This window comes from Deinococcus radiodurans R1 = ATCC 13939 = DSM 20539 (genome assembly GCF_000008565.1).
GTDB lineage: Bacteria > Deinococcota > Deinococci > Deinococcales > Deinococcaceae > Deinococcus > Deinococcus radiodurans.
This window is the reverse complement of record NC_001263.1, coordinates 128,212-151,316: the sequence shown is the minus strand read 5'-3', so window position 1 is coordinate 151,316 and position 23,105 is coordinate 128,212. Positions and strand designations below refer to the sequence as shown.

The 23,105-nt window shown below is 63.7% G+C and carries 19 protein-coding genes, 1 tRNA gene and 2 pseudogenes; 11 read left to right on the top strand and 11 right to left on the bottom strand.

Annotated elements, in window-relative coordinates:
* Positions 1-43: 43 nt before the first annotated feature.
* The 4 genes from DR_RS00775 to DR_RS00760 all read left to right on the top strand — a co-directional run bounded on the left by DR_RS00775 (position 44) and on the right by DR_RS00760 (position 4,950).
* Positions 44-565 carry a DUF4388 domain-containing protein gene (locus DR_RS00775; RefSeq protein WP_010886796.1) on the top strand — a complete coding sequence of 174 codons (522 nt, stop codon included), beginning with the start codon at positions 44-46 and terminating at the stop codon, positions 563-565.
* Positions 566-923: 358 nt separating this feature from the next.
* Complete coding sequence (locus DR_RS00770; protein WP_051618872.1) at positions 924-1,385, top strand: NUDIX hydrolase; 462 nt, start codon at positions 924-926, stop codon at positions 1,383-1,385.
* An 85-nt stretch (positions 1,386-1,470) separates the two neighbouring features.
* Complete coding sequence (locus tag DR_RS00765; RefSeq protein WP_010886794.1) at positions 1,471-4,212, top strand: valine--tRNA ligase; 2,742 nt, start codon at positions 1,471-1,473, stop codon at positions 4,210-4,212.
* A gap of 336 nt (positions 4,213-4,548) precedes the next feature.
* Positions 4,549-4,950, top strand: coding sequence for a HEPN domain-containing protein (locus DR_RS00760; RefSeq protein ID WP_166466095.1), 402 nt, complete (start codon positions 4,549-4,551; stop codon positions 4,948-4,950).
* Between the two features lie 204 nt (positions 4,951-5,154).
* On the opposite strand, the gene DR_RS00755 is transcribed toward DR_RS00760, so the two are convergent.
* The 4 genes from DR_RS00755 to DR_RS16580 all read right to left on the bottom strand — a co-directional run bounded on the left by DR_RS00755 (position 5,155) and on the right by DR_RS16580 (position 7,895).
* Positions 5,155-5,231: transfer RNA gene (locus DR_RS00755), tRNA-Arg, on the bottom strand.
* A 40-nt stretch (positions 5,232-5,271) separates the two neighbouring features.
* Positions 5,272-6,027 (bottom strand): TatD family hydrolase, encoded by a 756-nt coding sequence (locus DR_RS00750; protein WP_027480190.1) that lies wholly within the window; start codon positions 6,025-6,027, stop codon positions 5,272-5,274.
* A gap of 64 nt (positions 6,028-6,091) precedes the next feature.
* Entirely contained in the window at positions 6,092-7,504 is a 1,413-nt protein-coding gene (locus DR_RS00745) for a DUF11 domain-containing protein (RefSeq protein ID WP_164927944.1), read from the bottom strand.
* Positions 7,505-7,586: 82 nt separating this feature from the next.
* On the bottom strand, positions 7,587-7,895 hold the full coding sequence (locus DR_RS16580; RefSeq protein WP_227086037.1) for a hypothetical protein: 309 nt from the start codon (positions 7,893-7,895) through the stop codon (positions 7,587-7,589).
* On the opposite strand from DR_RS16580, the gene DR_RS00740 reads away from it, so the two are divergent.
* Positions 7,791-8,729 (top strand): IS4-like element ISDra1 family transposase, encoded by a 939-nt coding sequence (locus DR_RS00740; protein ID WP_233454353.1) that lies wholly within the window; start codon positions 7,791-7,793, stop codon positions 8,727-8,729. The genes DR_RS16580 and DR_RS00740 overlap by 105 nt on opposite strands.
* 54 nt (positions 8,730-8,783) lie before the next feature.
* On the opposite strand, the pseudogene DR_RS16575 reads toward DR_RS00740, so the two are convergent.
* Positions 8,784-10,217, bottom strand: a pseudogene (locus tag DR_RS16575) (isopeptide-forming domain-containing fimbrial protein); the annotation flags it as partial.
* 189 nt (positions 10,218-10,406) lie between these two features.
* Positions 10,407-11,345: pseudogene (locus tag DR_RS00730) on the bottom strand (transposase).
* Between DR_RS00730 and DR_RS16570 the strand changes: the two are divergent.
* Positions 11,241-11,501 carry a hypothetical protein gene (locus DR_RS16570; protein WP_227086036.1) on the top strand — a complete coding sequence of 87 codons (261 nt, stop codon included), beginning with the start codon at positions 11,241-11,243 and terminating at the stop codon, positions 11,499-11,501. The pseudogene DR_RS00730 and the gene DR_RS16570 sit on opposite strands and share 105 nt — an antisense overlap.
* Positions 11,502-12,460: 959 nt before the next feature.
* On the opposite strand, the gene hflX is transcribed toward DR_RS16570, so the two are convergent.
* Positions 12,461-14,179: a GTPase HflX gene (gene hflX, locus DR_RS00725; protein WP_027480296.1), complete on the bottom strand. Its 1,719-nt coding sequence runs from the start codon at positions 14,177-14,179 to the stop codon at positions 12,461-12,463.
* Between the two features lie 399 nt (positions 14,180-14,578).
* Positions 14,579-15,055 (bottom strand): DUF4870 domain-containing protein, encoded by a 477-nt coding sequence (locus DR_RS00720; protein ID WP_051618913.1) that lies wholly within the window; start codon positions 15,053-15,055, stop codon positions 14,579-14,581.
* A 57-nt stretch (positions 15,056-15,112) separates the two neighbouring features.
* On the opposite strand from DR_RS00720, the gene DR_RS00715 reads away from it, so the two are divergent.
* Both DR_RS00715 and DR_RS00710 read left to right on the top strand, forming a co-directional pair.
* On the top strand, positions 15,113-16,150 hold the full coding sequence (locus tag DR_RS00715) for a DUF4357 domain-containing protein (RefSeq protein WP_010886785.1): 1,038 nt from the start codon (positions 15,113-15,115) through the stop codon (positions 16,148-16,150).
* Between the two features lie 66 nt (positions 16,151-16,216).
* Positions 16,217-16,570: an ArsC/Spx/MgsR family protein gene (locus DR_RS00710; RefSeq protein ID WP_027480298.1), complete on the top strand. Its 354-nt coding sequence runs from the start codon at positions 16,217-16,219 to the stop codon at positions 16,568-16,570.
* A gap of 3 nt (positions 16,571-16,573) precedes the next feature.
* Here the strand turns inward: DR_RS00710 and DR_RS00705 are convergent, their stop codons facing one another.
* The 3 genes from DR_RS00705 to DR_RS00695 all read right to left on the bottom strand — a co-directional run bounded on the left by DR_RS00705 (position 16,574) and on the right by DR_RS00695 (position 19,029).
* Positions 16,574-17,524 (bottom strand): EamA family transporter, encoded by a 951-nt coding sequence (locus tag DR_RS00705; protein WP_415577435.1) that lies wholly within the window; start codon positions 17,522-17,524, stop codon positions 16,574-16,576.
* Between the two features lie 62 nt (positions 17,525-17,586).
* A complete protein-coding gene (locus DR_RS00700) occupies positions 17,587-18,126 on the bottom strand; it encodes an MOSC domain-containing protein (RefSeq protein ID WP_027480299.1) in 540 nt (179 codons plus the stop codon).
* A 12-nt stretch (positions 18,127-18,138) separates the two neighbouring features.
* A complete protein-coding gene (locus tag DR_RS00695; protein ID WP_010886781.1) occupies positions 18,139-19,029 on the bottom strand; it encodes an alpha/beta hydrolase in 891 nt (296 codons plus the stop codon).
* Positions 19,030-19,124: 95 nt separating this feature from the next.
* Between DR_RS00695 and DR_RS00690 the strand changes: the two genes are divergently transcribed.
* From DR_RS00690 to hemW, 3 genes are all read left to right on the top strand, one after another.
* Positions 19,125-19,925, top strand: coding sequence for a polyphosphate kinase 2 family protein (locus DR_RS00690; protein ID WP_010886780.1), 801 nt, complete (start codon positions 19,125-19,127; stop codon positions 19,923-19,925).
* A gap of 162 nt (positions 19,926-20,087) precedes the next feature.
* The gene (locus DR_RS00685; protein ID WP_010886779.1) at positions 20,088-21,740 is read left to right on the top strand and encodes an E3 binding domain-containing protein; all 1,653 of its coding nucleotides are present in this window, start codon (positions 20,088-20,090) and stop codon (positions 21,738-21,740) included.
* 96 nt (positions 21,741-21,836) lie between these two features.
* Positions 21,837-23,003: a radical SAM family heme chaperone HemW gene (gene hemW, locus DR_RS00680; protein WP_010886778.1), complete on the top strand. Its 1,167-nt coding sequence runs from the start codon at positions 21,837-21,839 to the stop codon at positions 23,001-23,003.
* Positions 23,004-23,105: the final 102 nt, after the last annotated feature.

Here is a 23,105-nt window from a genome sequence, read left to right as displayed (position 1 = left end):
GGGCGGTACGCAGCGGGGAGGGCAGCCGCTAGACTGGCGGGCGATGATTAGCGGTGACCTGAGCGTCTTTCCTCTGCTGCCGGTGCTGCAAATGTTGCTGGTCAGTGGCCGGGGCGGGGTGTTCACCGTGGATCACCCCCGGGGCGGCGAGCTGTGGTTCGAGCACGGCGAAGTGCTGCACGCCCGCAGCGGCGGCCTGAGCGGCGAAGCGGCGCTGCAATTGCTCGCCAGCGTTAACGGCGGCACCTTTACCTTCGAGCCGGGGGCCACCCCGCCCGAGCGCACCCTGAGCCTCAAGCAGGACGCCGCGCTGCACTGGCTGCTGGGCGAAACCGACGCCTGGGCCCCGCTGCTTCAGGTGCTCCCCGACTGGGACCGTCCCCTGCACTTCACGGCCCGCTGGACCGACCAGCAGCCGGTGACTCGCGACCAGTACCGGCTGCTCAGCCGCGTGAGTCCGGGCACTTCGCTGCGGACGCTGGTGGAGCAAAGTGGCCTGCTGCCCCGCACCGCCGCCGGGCTGTACGCGCCCTTTGTGAGCGGCGGCCTGCTCGACTTCGGCTAAGGGGCTGAGGCAAAAAACGCAGGATTGAAAAGCGGTCAGCCGGCGACCTACACTGAGGGCAGCAGTGACCGGGAGGAGTACCCGGCGAAGCGGTCTCAGAGAGAGTTCAGGCCCCGGCTGAAAGCCTGAATAGACGCGCCCCGGAGAAAGTCGCCCGCGAGCAGGAACGGAAGAAAGGCTGCGCCAGTGGCCCAGTAGACCCGTCCGGGTGCGCCCGATACAGCGCAAGCGAGTGCCCGGGCTTAATGCTTGGGAAGCGCGGTGGTACCACGGGACTAAATGGGTTCGCGTCTCGTCCGCAAACGGCAAAAGCCGGCGGGCGAGGCGTTTTTCGTTGATGGTTCTGGGAGGCTGGGTGATGGAACGGGCGCAACACAACCTCAGGTTCACTGAACTGGCAAGGGCGCGGGCCTACGCTCAGGCCCACGGTCTGCGCCAAAAAGCTGTCTGCCACATCGTGCGGCGCGGCACTGAATTGCTCGTCTTTGACCATGTGCCGGACGGCGGCGCTGGGGTGCAGGTCGTCGCGGGTGGGCTGGAAGCCGGCGAAACGCCCGAACAGGCGGCCTTGCGCGAAGCAGGCGAGGAAACCGGGCAGGACGGCTTTCAAGTCGTCGGCTTCCTCGGCAGTGCCGTCTGGCTCAACACCGAGCACGCCAAACGCGAGTTGCGTCATTTCGTTCACCTCACCGCCCCCGACGACCTGCCCGACACCTGGCAGCACTGCGCCGACGGGCATCTGTTTTCCTTCCGCTGGGAGCCGCTGCATTCGGCACGGGTGGACTGGGAGATGGACGCGTTTTTGCCCGAGCTGGGGTGAGGGGGCGTCCAGACCAACTCAACTTTCCACTTACCTTAGACCCTTTGACTTTTAGACCCTGAGACGGCGACGAAGGAGCCACGCAATGACCGACCCCCACACCACCACCCTCCCCACGCAGTTCGACCCCACCGGCATCGAGCCGAAATGGGCCGCCCGCTGGCGCAGTGAACCGTTCCGCGCTGACGCCACCAGCGGCAAAGACCCCTTTACCATCGTGATTCCGCCGCCCAACGTGACCGGCAACCTGCACCTCGGACACGCGCTCGACAACACGCTCATCGACACCCTGATTCGCTACAAGCGCATGGCGGGCTTCGAGGCGCTGTACCTGCCGGGCATGGACCACGCGGGCATCTCCACGCAGGTGGTGGTGGAGCGGCAGCTCAAGGACGCCGGGACCAGCCGCCACGACCTCGGGCGCGAGGCGTTCCTTGAAAAAGTCTGGGAGTGGAAGGGCAAATCCGGCGGCATGATTCTCGATCAGCTCACCCGCCTGGGCGTGAGCGCCGACTGGACCCGCGAGCGCTTCACGATGGACGAGGGCCTCTCGCGCGCCGTCCGCACCCAGTTCGTGAAGCTCTACCACGACGGCCTCGCCTACCGGGGCGAGCGCATCGTGAACTGGGACCCGGCCTCACAGACCACGCTCTCCGAACTGGAAATTGACCGCGAAGTGCGCAAGGGCAAGATGTACACCCTGTCGTACAAGCTGGAAAACTCCGCCGAGCGCGGGAGCAACGGCGAAACTGGCGAAATCCGCATCGCCACCGTGCGCCCCGAAACCATCTTCGCCGACCAGGCGATTGCTGTGCATCCCGAGGACGAACGCTTCCGGCATCTGGTGGGCCAGAAGGCGCGCATTCCGCTGACCGACCGCTGGGTGCCCATCATCGCCGACGAAGCGGTGGAGATGGAATTCGGCGTCGGGGCACTGAAAATCACGCCCGCGCACGACCCCACCGACTTTGAAGTGGGCGAGCGGCACGGCCTGGAGCGCCCCAGCGTGATTGATCTCGACGGCAACCTCACCCGTGACGAGCTGGTGCCCGCCGAGTTTCAGGGTCTGGAACGCTTCGCCGCGCGCAAAGCGGTGGTGAAGGCGCTGGAAGAATCCGGCGATCTGCTGGAGCAAAAGGACCACGACACCGCCATCGGCCTCTCCGAGCGCACCAAAGTGCCGGTGGAGCCCATCATTTCCGAGCAGTGGTTCGTGAAGATGAAACCCTTTGCCGACCAGGTCTTGGAAGGACTGGATAAGGGCGAGATCAAGCTGGTGCCCGAGCGCTACACGAAGGTCAACCGTGACTGGCTGGAAAACATCCGCGATTGGAACATTTCCCGGCAGTTGTGGTGGGGCCACCAGATTCCGGCGTGGTACGACAAAGAGGGCAACATCTACGTGCCCGACCCGGAAAACCCCGAACTCGACTGCGACCAGGACCCCCGCTACGCGCACCTCAATCTGCGCCGCGATCCCGACGTGTTCGACACCTGGTTTTCGAGCAACCTGTGGCCCTTTTCCACCCTCGGCTGGCCTGACACCGACAGTGAGGACTTCCGCAAGTTCTACCCGACGCAGGTGCTGGTGACCGGCTACGACATCCTCTTTTTCTGGGTGGCGCGCATGCAGATGGCGGGCTACGGCCTGACCGGACAAGCACCCTTTTCCACCGTGATGCTGCACGGCCTGTATCTGGACGCCAAGGGCCAGAAGATGTCCAAGAGCAAGGGCAACGGCATCGACCCGCTGGAACTGTTTGGGCAGTACGGGGTGGACGCCTGCCGCTTCGCCTTCACGTTCCTCTCGACCGGCGGGCAGGACATCAAGCACGACGCCCGGCGCTTCGAGCAGGGCCGCAACTTCGCCAACAAGCTCTGGAACGCCACCCGCTTTGCGCTGATGCGTCTGGGCGAAGCCCGAATCGAGGGGAGCGACGACCTCTCCGCCTACGTCCGCGCCGCCGTGACGCTGCCCGATGGCGTGCTGCTGCGGAGCAAGGACGTGTTGGCACAGCTCAAGGAGCGCGACGACCTCACCCTCGCGGACCGCTGGATTATCAGCCGCCTGAATGACGTGACCGCCGAAGCCTCCGCGCAGCTCGATGCCTTCGACATCGGCGCCGCCATCCGCACGCTGTACTCGTTCACCTGGGACGAGTTCTGCGACTGGTACATCGAGGCCGCCAAGCCCGAACTCGCCAGCGGCAACCTCGGCACCATGGCGACGCTGAAGGTGGTGCTGGAGCACGTGCTCAAGCTGCTGCACCCCTTCATGCCGTTCATCACCTCCGAGCTGTACGCCGCGCTGGGGCACCGCCGCCAGATTGCCGTGCACAGCTGGCCGCAGCCCGACGCCGCTCTGCACGACGCGGAAGCCACCAAAGCTTTCGACGCGCTGCGCTCGGCGGTGGACAGTGCTCGCAGCCTCAAGAGCGAACTGGGCCTCTCGCCGCAGGACCGCCTGAACGTGGCGGTGGACGGCGACCTCGCTGACGTGGTGCGACAGAACGCCCGCGTGGTGGAGGGCATCGCCAGGGTGAACCTCGTGCCCGCTCTGGAAGGCCGCACGCTCTCGCAGGTGGCCCCCGGCGTGACCATCCTCGCGCCGCTGGAAGGCACGGTGGACATCGCCGACTGGGTGAAAAAGCAGCAAAAACGCCTCGCCGAACTCGACAAGCAGATCAAGCAGGCGCAGGGCAAGCTGAACAACGAGGGCTTCGTGGCCCGCGCCCCCGCCGAGGTGATCGAGGAGGAGAAGCGCCGGGTGGCCGACTTCGGGGCGCAGAAGGAGCGGTTGGAAGGAGTGTTGGCTCAGTTGGGGTGAGATGTTGAGGGAGGCCCGCTGCCTGCGAGGGTGGCGGGTTTTTCATAATTTCCAGAGCTACGTTGTATTTTAGATGCCCTTACTCAGATATAACGCCTGAATTCCACCCAAATGTCTGTGCTCAGAGAGGAGTGATGAAATATTAATCAAGCAGAACCGTCTGATCAAGAAAAGGCACTGCAAGTATTTGATCAAGCAGTGGCCTATCAATACGCTGCCGAGGTTATGCGACACCGAGAGCATGTCCTTTTCGACAGAAATAACGTAAGGGCAGTGGCTCCCATCCCTCTATTTTTATATTCACGGCCCTGGGTGAGGGAACTTCCATACACCTCTATGGTGCTCGCTTCTTTTTCATCCGAACTTTATTTAAAGGGCATTTTGTTGATGCATGGGATTCAACCCAAGCACACCCACAACCCAAAAGACCTCTTTTCTCGCTTGCCAGATAGTGCGCAGACTGAGATTGCAAAACATAACCATACGACGTTTTCTATTGATGAGATTTTGGAAACATCGGTGGGTAATTTTCAAAAGATTCGCTACATGCGCCTAACCCCAGTAGGTTTCGTCTCATTTTCTACCTTGCTGGTTGAAATTCTACATAGATATGTCACAGATAATTTCGAAGATCATGGTCAACGTTATGCCTGGGAAGATTTTATCCTTCCTACAGACAACAATGGTTCGTGCAGTTTTGTGGTCGTTACAGAGGGCGATCAAGATCTTGCTGTCTAGGACGCCATTTGCGCTCCCCCATCCCAACCTCCCCCGCAAGGAGGGAGGGACAAAAAACGCCGTGTTTATCGCAGCTTGGTTAGCTGAATTCCAAAACTGCACGGACTATTGAGACAAAGCAAAGGATTAAATTCTTGTTTGAAAATTGACGCTCTTGCAGTGTTCAAAGCAAAAGAAGAACCCCGCGCTAGGCGGGGCTTTTTATGGTGCACTCGACTGGAGTCGAACCAGTGGCCTGCCCCTTAGGAGGGGGCCGCTCTATCCAACTGAGCTACGAGTGCGCTCGCGCGGAGCAGTATAGCAACTCCGCGCAAATGCCTTTCAGATGCCGTACACCCGCCGGGCGTTTTCGTCGGTGACGCGCTCCAGCTCTGCCGGGTTCAGACCGCGCAGCCCCGCCACGAAATCCAACGTATAGCGCACGTAGCCGGGCCGGTTGGGTTTGCCCCGCTTGGGCACCGGCGCCAGGAAGGGGGCGTCGGTCTCGACCAGCAGCCGGTCCAGCGGCACCTGCTGGGCCGCCGCCTGAATCTCTACGGCATTTTTGTAGGTCACGTTGCCCGCGAAACCGAAGTAAGCGCCGCGTTCCAGGCCACACGCCAGCAGCCCCGCGTGCCCGGTGAAGCAGTGGAGGATGACCTGCACATCGGGCCAGTCCCTCAGTGTTTCGATGACGCCCCGGTGCGCCGAGTCCTGCCCCGGCTTGTCGCGGGTATGAATAACCAGGGGTTTGCCACTGCGCCGCGCGAGCTCCAACTGCCACTCGAAGGCGGCGAGCTGTGCGGGGCGCTGTGTGTCGTTCCAGTAGTCGTCCAGGCCGCTCTCGCCGATGCCGACCACGCGGGGATGGTCCAGCAGGGCCTCAATGGCGGCGCGGGTGTCCGGCGAGTCCTCTTCCACGTCGCCAGGATGCAGGCCGACGGTGGCCCACACGTCACCGAACTGCTCGGCCAGGGCCACCGCGTTGCGGGCATGTTCCGCGCTGGCGCCGATGCAGACCATGCCGGTCAGGCCCAGTTCACCCCGCGCCGAGGCGGGGTCGTCGAGATAATCGAGGTGGGTGTGCGAGTCGAACATGGGGGACAGGGTACGACGGAGAAAAGCCCCCACCAGTCACAGTGGGGGCAAAGTGAGTGGTGGGTCAGGCAACTACCGAATCCGGGCGCGGAAGCACAAGCTGCCCCGGGCCTGGGGAGCGAGAGCGCCGATGGTCGCCGTCACCACTCCGTTTCGCTTCGCCCACAGAAGCACCGGCAAAGGTTTGCAGTGGGGTCGTGCCCATCGTTCCCGTCTTCACGGTGGCGCTTCCCACCACATAGGTGGTGTTGGCCGGCACCACGTCTTTGACGACGTAGTTGTTCAGGGCCACACTGCCGTAGTTATAGAAGTCAATGCAGTATTCCAGCGCTTCACCGGGCAGGCCCTGGCTCTTGTCGCTCCAGGCGGGGGATTGCTGCGGAACCTCCGCCGGCGGGTTGCTGCCCACGTTGTGCACCTGCTTGAACAGACGGGTGTAGATCACGTCCGTCCTGACCTGTGCCGACGTCACCTCCGCCACCGAGGTCGCGCTTGACCGGGCCGTGTTCAGATAAGCCGCCTGGTTGCTGTTGGGCGTGACACTCGGCGTGACCGTTACCCGAAGCTGTGCCGAGTGCCCCGGCTCGGTGGCGGACAAGGAACCCACATCGAAGGTCAGGTTGGGCGCAGCAGTCGAGCTGCTCAGAGCACTGGCCGTGCCATAGGTCGTGACCCCCTTCGCGTCGGTACTGGTCGAACGCGCCAGAGTTGCGGACACGAGATTCATACCGGTAGGAAGCGTGTCCGTGACTTTCACATTGTTGGCCGTCGCCGTGCCGGTGTTGGTCACGGTGATGGTGTAGACCACCTGCTGAGGCGTCAAGGCCAGAGCGGTGCTGTTGGCCGGATCGGGCAACGTGACCTTCACGTAAGAGCTGTCCACGCTTTTGACAACGCTCAGGGCTGGTGCGCCCGCGCTCGTCGCCGTTTCGTTGGTGGAAACACTGCCATCCACGTGAACCGCGGTCGCCCGGTTGCGAATTTCAGTCACGCCACTGTTCACCGTCACGCGGAAGGTCACCACCGCTTCCCGGTTATCGGGGTCGGTGGCGCTGCTGGTAATGGTGTTGGGCGTGTTGTCCACCCGCACGATGCCGCTAGCCGCCGTCGGACTGGAGATGGGCGTCGCCACGCTGTAAGGCATCTGGTCGTTGCTCGTGACCCCCGTGCGGTCAGTCACGGAACTAAAGTTCAACTGAGTGGAGCCCACCACATAAGTCGTTCCTGCCGGAACGGTGTCTTGCAGCGTGGTCGTCGAAGAACTCAGGGTGCCCGAGTTGCGGGTCACGATGGTGTATTCGAGGGTATCGCCCGGCAAGATTGCACTTCCCGCGCTGCCCGACACTTTGCGAACGCTTTTGGTCGCCGTGATATTGGGCGCGAGGTTAGGGTAGTAGCAGCTGGCCAAGTCAGATGTATTCGCCGCACTGCTGGTCACCGTGGAGGCGCTGTAAGTCGCCAGGTTGACGTTTGCCAAGCGCCCACTGGTCGAAGAGCTCAGTAGGTGACAACTTCGGTTCGACGTTGTCCCAGACGGCAAAAACCAACAGTCGGCCCCATCAAGCTTGATGGGGCCGACTGTTCGCGGTTTCCTGAGAGTGTGAAATCAACAGAGGGGAGCTGCCCAGCAGGCTACCGCACTCACCGGGCACTTCAAAACGCATGCCAGTCACCTCCGCATCGATACACTCCAGCGCCTCATTGACGTCCTCCTGGCGATGATTGCCGCGAGGAGCGTCAATCATCACGACCTGAGTGCCCATATGCCGGGGATGAGTACCCCGCAGGGCAAGAAGAGACGAGCAGACCGCACCTTCCGGGATGAGCAGCTGGACAGGGGCTTTTTCATCGCTCTGCTTGTCGTCCATCTTCCACCGGGGAAGGTTTTGCTAAGTCTGGACCGCACCAATTGGGAGCACGGGGAAACGCCCATCAACTTTCTGGTGCTTGGAGCCGTGGTTCACGGCTTCACCCTGCCGCTCATCTGGGTGCCTCTCGACCAGTCTGGGAACAGTCACACCTACGCTCGAATGTGGCTGGTGTTGAAGCTCCTTCGGGCCTGGCCAGCGAAACGCTGGCTGGGTCTGGTGGCCGATCGGGAGTTCATCGGCGCGGAATGGTTCCGCTTTCTTCGTCGTCAGGGCATCAAGAGGGCAATTCGTATCCGACAGACCGACATGCTAGACGACATGAAGGGGAAAGAGTGGTTTGAGCACGTCCAGCACGGTCATTTTCACGAGATTGGCGAAAAGGTGTTCGTGTTCGGGGAGTTGATGCGGGTGGTCGCAACGAGGTCACCCACAGGTGACCTCGTCATCATCGCCACAGATTTCAGTGCTCGGAAGACCTGGAGGCTCTACAAACAGCGCTGGTCGATTGAGTGCACCTTCAGCAGTTTCAAAAAGCGAGGCTTTGACTTAGAGCGAACCGGAATGACGGAAAGGAGCCGTCTACAGCGACTCTTCGGACTGGTGACATTGGCTTGGATGTTCTGTTTGCGCCTGGGGGTCTGGCTGAGCCAGACCTGGCCCATCCCCGTTCTGAAGCATGGTCGGAGAGCGGTCAGTCTGGTGCGGCACGGTGCTCAGCATCTCGTGGATGCCCTCCGGTGGAAACCCCAACAGTTCATGGCGATCCTGGAGGTGTTCATCCAGGCTTTTTGCCCGCCAGGAGCGGCTGAAAGTGAAGTTGTCACCTACTGAGCAGGTGATGATGTCGCCGGCCTGCGGTGTTAAGGTGAAAGACATACCACTAGAGTTCGTCGGCATTACAGTAGTGGAGCCCGTCGTGGCATTGGTGCAGGTGTAGCGGGAATCGTAGGAATCCGGGCCAGAGAAGACAGCATCGTTCTTAAGAACTTCTCTCAAAGTATAATTCGCGCCAGGTGTAATATTTATAGTATCAGTGGCTACTGGTCCAGGATTAGCAATACTGCTTGTCGTGGCTGTAGTTAGTGTTGAACTCCCCTGTGAGATAGTAATGGTTGCGTAATCATAATTACCAAAACCTTTCGGTCCGGCTGCCCCCTGAGGAAATTCCTTACGGAGCGTCAACTGGGTGATCCTGTTCACCGTGGTGGGGTCGCTGGCACACTGCTCGCCGGTGCAGGTGGCGCCGGGCGTGGGCAGGACGTCGGGGTCGCCGCCCCCACCGACCGAGGCGTAATTGGTCAGCGTGGCGCCGTTGGCGACTGTATTGGCCACATTCACGGTGACGGTAAACGTAAGGCTCTGCCCCGCTGCGAGCGGCGTACTGGGTGTGAAGGTCCAGTCCACCCGGCCCGTGGCACCCGACGCCGGACGAGTGCCGAAGCTTCCGCCCGCAGTCGTGGTGACAGAGTTAAAGCTCATGCCACTGGGCAGCAGGTCGCTGAGGCTCAGGGCTCCGCTGGTGGCCGCCGCACCGCTGGCATTGCTCACGGTGACGGTGTAAGTGCCAGTCTGCCCAGCAGTAAAGTTCTGACTGGCATGGGTCTTGGTGATGGTCAGGCGGGTGAAACTCGTGACGGTCAAGGTGTCGCTGGCCGCCGCGGCATTGTTGCCGACAGTGGTTTGCAGCGCTCCGGCAGAGATGGTGTTGGGATAACTGCCCGCCGTCGCCGAGCGCACCGTGGCCGTAATCGTGCAAGTGCCGGGGTTCAGGGTCGCGCCGCTGGGATAGGTGATGGTCGTGCCGCTAAAGGTAGCGGTTCCAGGGCAACTTGTAGTCACCCCGGTAATTTCCAGGCCGTTGCCAATGTTATCGGTGAGCGGGGCCGTCAAGGAGACGGCAGCAGGGCTGGAGTTGTTCAAGGTGATGGTGAGGGTACTGGTGGCTTTGCCGTCCCCCAGAATGGACTTGGGGCTGTAAGCCTTGGTGACAGTCGGCCCAGCAAAGGCGGTGATAGATGCCTGGGCACCGTCTGCGTCGTTACCGCCACTGGTCCGGATATTGGCCGGAATGACGTTCTTGTAAGTACCGGCTCGCGGCAACGTCACGTCGAAGCTGAAGCGGCAAGTACCTGCCGGAATAATCGTGTTGCCTGGAACCGACCACTGCGTCGCGCCCGCCGTGGGCGCTGGGGGCACCGTCGCACCGCTGCCGTCACTGCTCTCATAACTCAGGCTGTTGTAGCCCGAGTTGTTGCTGATGATTCCGCCACTGCTGTTGACACAAACGGCCTGATAGTTAGGGCTGGTGCTGACGACCATCTGCCCGCCGCCAGGAGCAGCAGGCAGACTGTCGACAATATCCCGGTAGATCATGACCGGCGCCTTGTTGGGGTTGCTGACGGTAATGGTCAGCCGCGCTTTGGCGCTTCCGGTGGCAGGATCAATTTGAACTGTGCTTTGATCGAACGATTTGTCGACCTGCGGGACCAGGGTGGCAACCCCACAGGCTCAGTAGGTAACAACTTCACTTTCAGCCGCTCCTGGCGGGCAAAAAGCCTGGATGAACACCTCTAGGACCGCCATGAACTGTTGGGGTTTCCACCGGAGGGCATCCACGAGATGCTGAGCACCGTGCCGCACCAGACTGACCGCTCTCCGACCATGCTTCAGAACGGGGATGGGCCAGGTCTGGCTCAGCCAGACCCCCAGGCGCAAACAGAACATCCAAGCCAATGTCACCAGTCCGAAGAGTCGCTGTAGACGGCTCCTTTCCGTCATTCCGGTTCGCTCTAAGTCAAAGCCTCGCTTTTTGAAACTGCTGAAGGTGCACTCTATCGACCAGCGCTGTTTGTAGAGCCTCCAGGTCTTCCGAGCACTGAAATCTGTGGCGATGATGAGCGAGGTCACCTGTGGGTGACCTCGTTGCGACCACCCGCATCAACTCCCCGAACACGAACACCTTTTCGCCAATCTCGTGAAAATGACCGTGCTGGACGTGCTCAAACCACTCTTTCCCCTTCATGTCGTCTAGCATGTCGGTCTGTCGGATACGAATTGCCCTCTTGATGCCCTGACGACGAAGAAAGCGGAACCATTCCGCGCCGATGAACTCCCGATCGGCCACCAGACCCAGCAGCGTTTCGCTGGCCAGGCCCGAAGGAGCTTCAACACCAGCCACATTCGAGCGTAGGTGTGACTGTTCCCAGACTGGTCGAGAGGCACCCAGATGAGCGGCAGGGTGAAGCCGTGAACCACGGCTCCAAGCACCAGAAAGTTGACGGGGGTCTCGCCATGCTCCCAGTTGGTGCGGTCCAGGCTCAGCAAGACTTTCCCTGGTGGAAGATGGACGACAAGCAGAGCGATGAAAAAGCCCATGTCCAGCTGCTCATCCCGGAAAGTGCGGTCTGCCCGCCTTTTTTTAGCCTGTGGGGTACTGATACCGGGCATGTGGGCACTCAAGTCGTGATGATTGACGCTCCTCGCGGCAATCATCGCCAGGAGGACATCGATGAGCCGCTGGAGCGTGTCGATGCGGAGGTGACTGGCGTGCGTTTTGAAGTGCCGGGTGAGTGCGGTAGCCTGCTGGGCAGCGGATTCTGTTGATTTCACACTCCCAGGAGACCGCAAACAGTTACCCCCATCAAGCTTGGTGGGGGCAACTGTTTGTTTTTGCCGTCTGGGACAGCATCGAACTGAAGTTGTCACCTACTGAGCCAGCGTTCAAGTAACCTAGATTGGTTTTTGATCCTGTGAAAGGATTATAGCGCCACACAATACCGTAGCGATTTTGGCGGGTGCTGGTACTAGCATTATCATTGCCACGGTCAATCCAATAGATGTTACCAGTATCTGGGTCAACGGCAGCATTATTCAGTGCAGAACCATTAAAACCGTAACTAGAGAAATCAGAAGTGTCTCCATTTGTTAGAGTCTTACTGTAGCCAGTAAAAGGGTTGTGCCAGACCACGCGGCCAGACCCGGTTGCAGTTCCCCCGCTGATGGTCGCGAAGGTGCCAGTGCAGTAGCTGGCGCTCCCCGTCTGCGCCTGGGCACTGCTGAACCCCAACAAAGCCAGAGTCAGTCCGCTGGCCGCAGCCCGCCATCGCGGCGGCCTCATTTTGCGCCTCCCGCAAGTGCCGTATGGGCCTGATACATCCGTGAGGCAACTATTTTCCGCGTGGTGACGTCATTCCAAAGGCTGTTGATGCTTCTGGTTCGGTGTTGGGTTTTCATATCACTGCGACTCCTTCCGCTCAGCCGACTTGTTGCCTATCTGTCCGGTGCTTTCCCTCGGCAAACCAGGTTGTTCCTGTCGCCGGGTGCGACACGGCGCACATCATCCGCAAGATTTTGGCGTCTGGGGGCTCTCAAGACCCTTACATGTCCACTGGCAGAGGGAGGCTTTTGCCCGCTGACGACGCCGCTTTTCTCAGCAATGGCCGGCAGGTCTGGAGAACGCCCACTCCCTCTCTTAGTGAAGGAACGATGTCGCTCAGGCTGGCGGCAAAACAGGGCGAGGGCCGAAGCCACCCGCCCTGCTCTCAGCAGAGATGTTCAGACTTTCAGCGCCACTCCACCCGCGCGGCCCGCGCTTCTTCCTGCCGGGCAAGTTCGGCGCGCTGCACGCTCGCCACCGCGTCGCCCAGGGCTTCTTTCAGTTCAGTCAGGCCGATGTTTTTCAGGGCGCTGACGGGGATGCCGCCTGTGCGCTCCTGTTCACGCGCCAGCACTTCCGGCTCAGCGCGGTCGGCCTTGTTCAGCGCCACCACGGTGGGCATGTCACGGAAACCGAGGTCGTCCAGAATGCGGTTCACCGCGTCCAGGCGCTGCTCGGCGCCCGGTGAAGCGGCGTCCACCACATGCAGCAGCACGTCGGCGTCGCCGATTTCCTCCAGCGTGGAGCGGAAGGCCCGCGAAAGGTCTTTGGGCAGGTCGCGGATAAAGCCCACCGTGTCGGTAAAAATGACCTGACCGATGCCCTCAATGTAACCCTGACGGCTGGTCGGGCGCAGGGTGGCGAACAGTTTGTTCTCGGCCAACACGCGCCGGGGCTCTTCGGCGGCGTGGGTGAACGAGTTGAGCAGGGTGGACTTGCCAGCGTTCGTGTAACCCACGATACTGACCACAGGCACGTCGTTGCGCTCGCGGCTCTTGCGGCGTTCCTCGCGGCGCTGCGACACGCCTTCAAGTTGCTTTTCCAGAAAGCTCAGGCGGTCGTTGATGCGGCGGCGGTCAAGCTCCAGCTTCGTTTCCCCCGGCCCGCGTGTGCCGATCGCCCCGCCCCCGGCGCTGCCCCCGCCGCCCCCGATGCGCGAGAGCTGCGCCCCCGCCCCCAGCAGCCGCGGCTTCATGTAGCGCAGCTGCGCGAGTTCGACCTGCAGCCGCGACTCGACCCCCTGCGCGTGCAGAGCGAAGATGTCGAGAATCAGCTGGGTGCGGTCCACCACCTTGAGCCCGGTCGCCGCCTCGATTTCACGCGCCTGGGCGGGGCCGAGCTCCTGGCCGAAGATGAGCAGGTCGGCGTCGAGGTGGTAGGCCTTGCTCGTCAGTTCTTCCAGTTTGCCCGCCCCCACCAGCGTGCCGGGTTTGAGGTTGCGACGGTAGATCAGTTCCTTGTAGACGACTTCGGCCCCGGCGGTGCGCGCCAGCTCACCGAGTTCTTCCAGCCGCTCCTCGGCGTCGAATTCGCCCCCGTCAATCTGGACCAGCAGTGCCCGTTCGTGGTCCTTTTTCGCCTCGCGGGTGCGGGCCGCGCGGGCAATTTCTTCCTCCAGCGCCGAGACCTGCGCGCCGAGGTCGAACTCGTCGATCTCGAAAGGCTGCGCGGGCGGCAAGATGCGCCAGTCTTCTTCCTCGCCCACCGTGCCGGGAGGGGTCAGGTGGGCGGTGTGGACCAGGCCGGGGCGCCCGTCGTTGCCGACCTCGATGGCCGAAACCGCGTCCAGGCGCTTGAGGAACAGCGTGGAGAGGTCGCCCTTGCTGAGCGCCCCGCCACGGGGATGGGCGTGCAGCAGGTGAAACCCCGCCAGACGGTTCTCGCCCAGACGCAGGTCGGGAAACTCGGTGCCCCGGGCGTCGGCCACGCTGACCGAAATCACGCGGCCCCGGCGGTCGATCAGCACGCCGACCTCGCGCCGCACGTCATGCGACAGTTCGGCCAGGTTACGGGCCAGTTCGGGCGAACCGATGCGCCCCGGCTCGATGCGGCGGCGATATAAGTTTTCCAGGGCTTTTTTCTGGGCCGGGCGCAGGCCGGAGAGGTTACCGTGAACTTTATCTATGTTGGGTCACTTCCTTTTCTGGGGCCACGAGGTGGGCCGTGAGAGGAGGGGGCAAAGCGGAGGAGCGTCGGCTCGACTCACGCGGGGGGCCAGTCAGTTCTGTGGGTGACGGTGTTGCCTGCGGGTCTCCCGGTCCACGAGCATGGACACAGGAGCGGCAGCTACAGCCCGGCGACATCGTGCGGGCGGTAAAAAGACACGTTCAGGCATTGCGCTCAGCGTAGCGTTTCGCCCCGGACAGAACGTGTGCATTCAGATAAAAATCTTCATCGTGGGGGCAGGCTAGTGCGGCAGTGGGGCGGGTGGCATCGGCCAAGTGGCTTAGGGGTCCAGTTGGTCGAGGAGTCGAGGGAAACCGGTCTCGACTCCTCGACCCTACGACCCTTTGTCCCTCCTCTCTCAACTCAGAAACCGGATCGTCAGCGGGTAGCGGTAGAGCTGACCCTCGCTGGCCCGCATCAGGCCCAGCACCATGCACACCAGGGGATAGACCGAGAGCAGCAGCGACAGCGGCAGCAGAATGGCGAATAAGGCCCCCACCGCGCCGAACATGGACAGCATCCCTGCCAGCGGCGCGACGATGCCCGCCAGCCCGCCCAGCATTCCGGCCCCGATCAGGACGAAGGCCAGCACACTCAGCAGCAGGGAAATCACGGTCGCCGTCAGTTGAAAGTTGACGACTTCTTTGCCCTGGGCGTCGAGGGCGGGCGAAGATTTCAGCATCCACCACGCCGCCACCGGCCCCAACAGGTGCCCGATGCTCGGCAGCAGCAGCCCCAGCAGCGGCGAGAGGTGCAGCAGATAAGCGCCCGAACGCTCGTCCGGCGACAGGCCGGAGGCCAGGGGCCGCAGCTGGGTGGGGGTCTGTCCGTTCATCACCAGGGAATACGCGGTGAGAGGGGGGCGGGTTCCACAAACATATACTTCTGGTCAATGCCCACAGAATCTGTACAAAGTGCTGTGCAAGCCATCCAGGGGTGGCTGGATGACCCACCGGGCGAAGCTGTCGTTCGGCAGTGCATCGTCCTGCGCCTCTTGCTGGCAGCCGGTTTTGACATCTGGAATCCTGACGAGGTTCATCCGGAGGAAACCAATGTCACGGGCAGCCGGGCCGACTTTCTGGTGCGGCGAGGGGCGGGCGTGTTCGCTCTCGAACTCAAGGGCATGGGCGCGACCCTACAAGCCCGCGACTATCAGCAGGCGCTCAACTATGCCGTCAGCGTCGGCACGCGCTGGGCCATCGTGACCAATGGGCGGGTCTGGGTGGTGCTGGACGAGCGGCGCGGGGGCGACTGGGAAGCGAGAGTGGCCCTCAAAACCGAAATGGGGCAAGAGGGCCACACTTTTGGCGAGGACTTGGCGACGCTGCTCGACCCCCAAATCTGGGAAAAGGACAGGTTCGAAGCGGCCCTCAAGACAGTCGCTCAGCGTCAGGAAAGGCGGCGGGACGAGGAACGCATTCGCCGCGAAAAGCGCCCCCTTGTCGAAGCGGAGCAGGCGAGATACAAGCACAAAATCTCCTTTGAGGAGGCCGCCGACATTGCCAGCAGAGTGGGCCTTATCACGGAAGCGGAGCGGGACGTATTGCTGGCGCCAACGGAGAGTCTTCCAGTGCCTCGCGCCGATTCGGACGAAATCGTTTTCTATTTCAACAGCGGGCCAGCTCAGGCGACAGCCACTTATCACCGCATCACCGGACTCTGGATACTGAAAGCAGGCAGTACAGCCCGGCGAGAGATAGCTCCCTATGCCAAGGCGACAGCCAAGAGGCGAGAACAGTATTTGCTGGATGGGACTTTAAAAGACGATGGAACAATCCTGACCTTCGAGAAGGATGTCAGCCACAAAGCACCGAGTTCTGCCGCCAGTGACATCTCTGGTGGCTCGGAACCCGGCTGGGATGTCTGGAAAGACGCCCAGGGGCGCTCGGCACAGTTTTATAGGCCGCCAAGAGAAACCTCAGCGGAGTGAGGCTCAGTCTCTGGGGCATCCGATCTTTGCCCCACCGTGGGGCGGTTTTTTTGTCAACATGCGGGCATGACCGGCCCCCAGATTCAGATCTTCGGCACCAAGAAATCGACCGCCACCCGCGCCGCCGAGCGGTTTTTCAAGGAACGCGGCGTCAAGGTGCATTTCGTGGACGTGTCCGCCAAGCCGATGAGCAAGGGCGAGCTGACCCGCTTCGTGCAGAAGTTCGGCGTCAACGCGCTGCTCGACACGGAGGGCAAGGCGTATGAACGCGCCAACCTCGCTTACCTCAGGACGACGGAGGACAGTGTCGTCGCCAAGATGCTCGACGACCCCGCTCTGCTGCGGCTGCCGCTGGTGCGCGGCGGCAAGGTGCTGAGCGTGGGCGAGGACCAGGAGGCGTGGGGGAAGATGCTGGAGTGAGGCTCAGCGGTCTTCCAAGCCATCGGCATTGTCAGGCGGATAGGTTTCGCGGCCCTCCGCCTGCGCCCTGCCCAAGCCCTGGGAGGCCGCTCCCCGCCACCACCGTCCCCCGAATACATGCAGCACCAGCCCCGCGGCAATCAGCGCTGCGCCGAGCACCTTGCCGGGCGGAAAGCCTTCGTGGAAGGCCAGCGCGCTCGCCAGCGTGCCGAATACGGGGACCAGCAGCGAGAGCGGCGCGACGCGGGACGCCCCATGCCGCTGAATCAGGCCCGACCAGATGCCGAACCCCAGCACCGTGTTGCCCAGGCCCATGAACAGCACGGCGGCCCAGAACTTCCAGTCGCTGTGGGTGAGGGTCTGCATGACCGGCCCCCACCCGGCGGTCAGCCCGGCGAGCAACGCCAGCGGAATAGGCGGAATCAGCGCACTCCACACCACCAGCCCGAAGCCGTTGGCCTGCGGCGAGGCCTTCACGACGAGGTTGCTGATGGCCCAACCGAGCGCCGCCGTGAGGGTCAGCAGCAGCGGAAAAAACGGCACGTCGTGGCCCGCCGTCAGTCCGATCAGTGCCATGCCGCCGAAGGCCAGCGTGATACCGGCGGCCTGCCAGGGCATCACTTTTTCCCCGAAAAAACGGGCAGCGAGCAGCGCCGTGAAAAACGCCTGCGTCTGCATCAGCAGGCTGCCCATGCCCGCGCTCATGCCGAGCTGAATGGCGAGGTAGAGCAGCCCGAACTGCATCACGCCCACCGCGAGGCCGTACCCCCACAGCAGCCGGGGCGCGATGGTGGGGCGCGGCACGAAAAGCACCGCCGGAAACGCGGCCAGCAGGAAGCGCAGCGCGGCGACCAGCAGCGGCGACGCCCCCGCCACCGACCACTTGATGACCACGAAATTCACGCCCCAGATCAGGGTAATCAGCAGCGCCAGCCCCAGGCTGCGGGCATTCAGCGGCGAGGCAGGCGCAGAGGCGGACATGCGGGCGAGTGTAGGTCAGTCGGAAGGGCCGCCGCTCAAACCCTTTCTAGATGGTGATAAGGCGCTGCGGGCCACTCCGCCCTGATGTCGTCACCCACGCGAACCTCACCGCCCGCCAGGACAATGCCCATCACGCCGCAGCGCAGAGCCGGTGGGCCGCCGGGGCGCGGCTGAACCATGACGCGCAGCAGCCCCGGCATGAAGGCGTCAATCTGCGCGCAGGGGTTGCGGAGCCCGGTTACCTCGACCACGGCCTGCGGCCCCAGGTGCAGGCGCGTGCCGCGCGGCAGCGCCAGCAGGTCCACCCCCCGCGTCAGGACATTTTCACCCAGGTCGCCCGGCTGCACCTCGAAGCCCTCGGCGCGGCATTCGTCGAGCAACTCGGCATGAATGAGGTGAACCTGCCGCAGATTGGGCTGGGTCGGGTCCTGCCTGACCCGCGACCGGTGCTGAACCGTGACGCCCGCGTGCGCGTCCCCCTCGACCCCCAGGCCCGCGAGCAGCTTGAGGCGGTCGGCCCTCGCCTTGCTGAACCGATGTTCACGGTCCCGGCTGACCGATACGACCACAGGCATGTTCCCAAGCTATCAGCAGCAGGGAGAAAAGCTCAGCGTCCGCTGAAAAAAGGCAAGCAGCCGCGCTTCGACTTCTGCCTGATGGGTGTCATTGATGTAGTGGCCGCCGTCCAGCTCGGTCAATTCGCTCAGCACGCCCGCCGCCCGCCCCTCCATCAGTTGCAGCGCCGCGTGCATTCGCCGCGACTGCGAGACGGGCACCTCGTCGTCGGCAATGCCGTGCAGCAGGCAAAAGGGCGGCGCGTCCGGCGTGACGTGTTCCAGCGGACTCGCGGCGCGGGCCAGCGCCAACCGCTCGTGAAACGGCCCGCCGAGCAACTCGAACGGCTCCGGACCAAAATTCCAGGCCGGGTCGAAGAAATCCAGCGGCCCACACACGCTTCCCACCGCCTGCACCGCCGAGGACTCGCCGGGCCAGCCACCGCTAGACCAGCCGCCATCTGGGCCTTCCTCGCCGCTCACCGTGCCGAGCAGCGCCGCCAGATGCGCGCCCGCGCTCACGCCCCAGGCGCCGATACGCTGCGGATCTATCCCCAACTCTGCCGCATGTGCCCGTACAAAGCGCACCGCCGTTTTCACGTCGTGAAGCTGTGCGGGAAAGGTCGCCCCCGGCGCGAGGCGATAATCGGCGCTGACCGTCACGAAGCCGGCGCGGGCGAGAAACGTGTTGGCGACCGGCCATTTGCCGAACTTGACCCAGCCCCCGCCATGAAAGTGAAGGATGGCGGGCACCGGCTCCGTCGCCCGCGCACGGGGCCGCAGCACGTCCAGCGCGAGGCCATGTGTGCTGAACGGCACGTCGGTGAGCAGTTCGAGGTCAGGGGGAGGCCAGTGTGAGTGTTCAGAGGCGGCGGGCAGCACCCGACGAGCGTAGCCGCCTTTCCACTGCGGCGCATCGGCCAAACAGCCCAGGGAACCGGCTCAGCAGGGCACACGAACGGGCACGCTCAAGGCTCCTTTTAGGCGCGCGGCGGCCCTCGCCCACTACACTCGCCCACATGGACATTGACAACTACCGCGTCAAGCCCGGCAAACGGGTCAAACTCAGCGACTGGGCGACGAACGACGACGCCGGTCTGTCCAAGGAAGAAGGGCAGGCGCAGACCGCCAAACTTGCCGGCGAGCTTGCCGAGTGGCAGGAGCGGCTCTACGCCGAGGGCAAGCAGTCGCTGCTGCTCATCTTGCAAGCGCGCGACGCGGCGGGCAAGGACGGGGCCGTCAAAAAGGTCATCGGCGCCTTCAACCCAGCGGGCGTGCAGATCACCAGCTTCAAGCAGCCCAGCGCCGAGGAACTCAGCCACGATTTCCTGTGGCGCATCCACCAGAAAGCGCCCGCCAAGGGCTATGTCGGCGTCTTCAACCGCAGCCAGTACGAGGACGTGCTCGTCACCCGCGTCTACGACATGATCGACGACAAGACGGCCAAGCGGCGGCTGGAGCACATCCGCCACTTCGAGGAACTGCTCACCGACAACGCCACCCGCATCGTCAAGGTCTACCTCCACATCAGCCCGGAGGAGCAAAAGGAGCGGTTGCAGGCGCGGCTCGACAACCCCGGCAAGCACTGGAAATTCAACCCCGGCGACCTCAAAGACCGGAGCAACTGGGACAAATTCAACGATGTCTACGAGGACGCCCTGACGACCAGCACCGACGACGCGCCGTGGTACGTCGTGCCCGCCGACCGCAAGTGGTACCGCGACCTGGTGCTCAGCCACATTCTGCTCGGCGCGCTCAAGGACATGAATCCGCAGTTTCCGGCCATCGACTACGACCCGAGCAAGGTCGTCATTCACTGAGCGGGGCGCAAAACCGTCAGGAGATGGGCACCTGAAAGAACGCTGTCAGAGCCGTCCCGTCACGCTGTGAGACGATGACTTCCTGCTGCCGCGTTCCGTGTCCGGTGTGCCGCAGCCGGAAAACAGCCTTCATCTCTACAATGGCTCCAAAGGGGGAACATAATGGAACGGATTGCGCCGCTGGCCAAGATTCTGGCTGAAGCGAACGGTATCGAATGGCAGCAGCTCAACGGCACGGGTGCCGGAGGCATGATTGTCGAGCAAGACATCCTCGACTACCTGTCGCGGGTCATGAGTGGCGAGGCCGAGCCACCTTCGACGCCGGTCGACGCGCCGCCGCCCGACTGGACCGGCGAAGACCTGCCCGGCGGCGGCATGTTCGACGCCCAGATGCTCAGCCAGGCCGGGGTCGAGAGCGATATTGCCGACTTCGTGCAGCAGTCGCGCCCCGCCGCCCCCACCTTGAGCCAGGACGACTTCGAACTCGACGACGACCAGGACGACCAGCTCCTCGCGCCCCCCGCCGCGCCGGCGTCCTCCTCGCCCTTCGACATTCCGCCGGTGACGCCCGCCGCGCCGACCTTCGCTTCCGGCCCCGTCCCGACCGACCCCGTGCCCGTGAGCCCCGGCCCGGTGAACCGCATTCAGGAAACCCACCTGCCGGAGCCTCACCTCCCGGAAATCCCGGCGGTCCCGACCCCTGCCGCTGCGGCCCCCGCTGCCCCGGCTTCCGGCGGGCTTGGCAGCCTGCTTTCGCGCCTGTACCAGAAAGACAGCGACCGGCCCGCGACCCCGGCGACGCCCGAACCCCAGCCCAGCAGCCCCACCCCCAGCAGCTTCGGCAGCCAGCCGAGCAGCGCTGGCCTGGGCGGCTTCAACAGCGAGCCAGTGACGCCCCCGGCGCCCACCTCGCCTTTCAACGTGCCCCCGGTGGAACTGCGCGACGAAGCGCCGCAGGCACCGCTCGCCAGCAGCCGCGAACCGGTGCTCCCCGCCCCCACGGCGCTGATGACCGCGCAGGTGGACGTGGACGAGCTGACCCCCGAACAGGCCACGCCCGCTCCCACCCCGGCGCCTCAGTTCAGCGTCCCGGCTGTGCCCGAAGCTTCGCGCTTCGACGCGCCCGCGACCCAAGAGCAGCCGGAAGAGGTCGTGGCCGACGCGGTGCCCAGCAAGGCAGTCTCCAGTGAGTCGGTGTCGAGCGAGCCCGCGCCGGTTCAGGAGACGACGGCTCCCACCGCCCCCGCTCCCACTGAGCAGACGCCCGAAGTGCAGCCAGCACCTATCGCCGCTCCTCAGACCGAGACAGCGCCCGCGGCGGCCCCCGCCACGCCGCGCGACGCCGTGTGGTTCGGCACCTACCTGCGGCGCGAGGCTCAGGTGGCCCAGCTCCACGACCTGCGCCAGCAACTCAGCGAGGCGCTCGAACGCGAAGTGCCGCTCGCGCTGCTGGTCGCCCGCGCCGCGCAGCGCCACGCGGCTGGCCTGGGCCTCGGCAGCGTCGCCATGCGTGACATGGACCGGGGCCTGACCCGGCAGATGGGCGGCGAAGTCGGCAGCAGCGTGAGCCTGCGCGACGCTCTGCTGGTCACCGACCAGGACTTCGGCGGCACGCCCGACCTGCTGGTGGTGGACGCCGGGGCGCTCGACATGGACGACCTGCACTACCCCGACACCCTGACCCTGAGTGTGGGCCGCGTGCAGGATGGCCGCGCCGCCCTGAGCCTGCAAGGCGACGTGGATCCCGAAAAGGCCGCCCGCTTCCTGGCGAACGTGGCACAGACGCTGGAAAAGCCGGTCATTCTGCTCGTCTGAGTGTCCCGACCTCTACTCCCCTGCTGATAATGGCGGGGGAGTTTTTTGTGCCGTCTGACCAGAGCTGCGTCGGTCTGAGCCTCTACACTGCCCGCCGTGACTTTCTCTGCGCCTGCGCCGACCCAGCTCGACCCGGTGGTGCGGCACCTGTACGTACACGTGCCGTTTTGCCCCAGCATCTGCCCCTACTGCGATTTCCATGTGCTGACGCGGCAAGCCGGGCTGGTCGAGCGCTATCTAGAACGGCTCGAGCAGGAAGCGGCGGAGCTGGCGGCGGCCTACGCGGTGGACCTCGACACCGTCTACCTCGGCGGCGGCACCCCCAGTTTTCTGCGCGACCACGAGCTGCGGGCGCTGGTGGAAAGCGTGCAGCGGCACCTCGGCTGGGGCCGGGCGGAAAACACGCTGGAAATCAACCCTGGCACCGTCAGCACAGAGCGGGCCGCCCTCTGGCGTTCGCTCGGCTTCGACCGCGCCTCGGTGGGCGTGCAGAGCCTCGACGACGCCACGCTGAAATTTCTGGGCCGCCGCCACGACGCCCGGCAGGCGCGGGACGCCGTGTCCCGGCTCATCGCGCAGGACTTCCGGGTGAGCGGCGACCTGATTACGGCGGTGCCGGGGCAACCGCTCGACAGCGACATTCACGGCCTCGTCGAGCTCGGCGTGGGGCACGTCAGCGCCTACACCCTGACCATCGAGCCCGGCACCGAGTTCGCCCGCCGGGGCGTACAGGTGGACGAGGACGCCGAGCGCGAGGGCTTCGAACGCACCGAGGAACTGCTCGCCGGGCACGGCTTTTCCCGCTACGAGGTCAGCAACTACGCCCGCGCCGGTCAGGAGTCGCGCCACAACCTCTCCTACTGGCAGGGCAAAACCTATCTGGGGCTGGGGCCGGGGGCCGCCGGGCACTACCCCGTGCCCACGCCGGGAGCCGACGCTCTCACCCTGCGGCGCACCAATCCGCACCTCCACGACTGGCTGGTCGGGCAGCAAGGCGAGACCTTGCTCGTCGACCCGCACGAGTACGTCACCGACGCCCTGTTCATGGGGCTGCGATTGCGCAGGGGCCTCGACCTCGCCGACCTCACGCGCCGCAGCGGGGTGGACGTGGCGGGGCGTTACGGCCTGGTCATCGAACGGCAGGTGCGGCTGGGCCTGCTCGAACACAGCGGAACGAACCTGCGGGCGACTGCCCAGGGCTGGTGGGTGCTCAACCGTATCGTCAGAGAGTTTATGGAAGTGGATGCGGCAGAGACGGCCTAAACCCTCAGTCTTCAGCTTTTCTTGATGTTGCCAGCAAACTTGAGTCTAATACACTCAAGTCTATTGACTCTGGGGGATTGTAGTCGTATGATACTTGCAGTT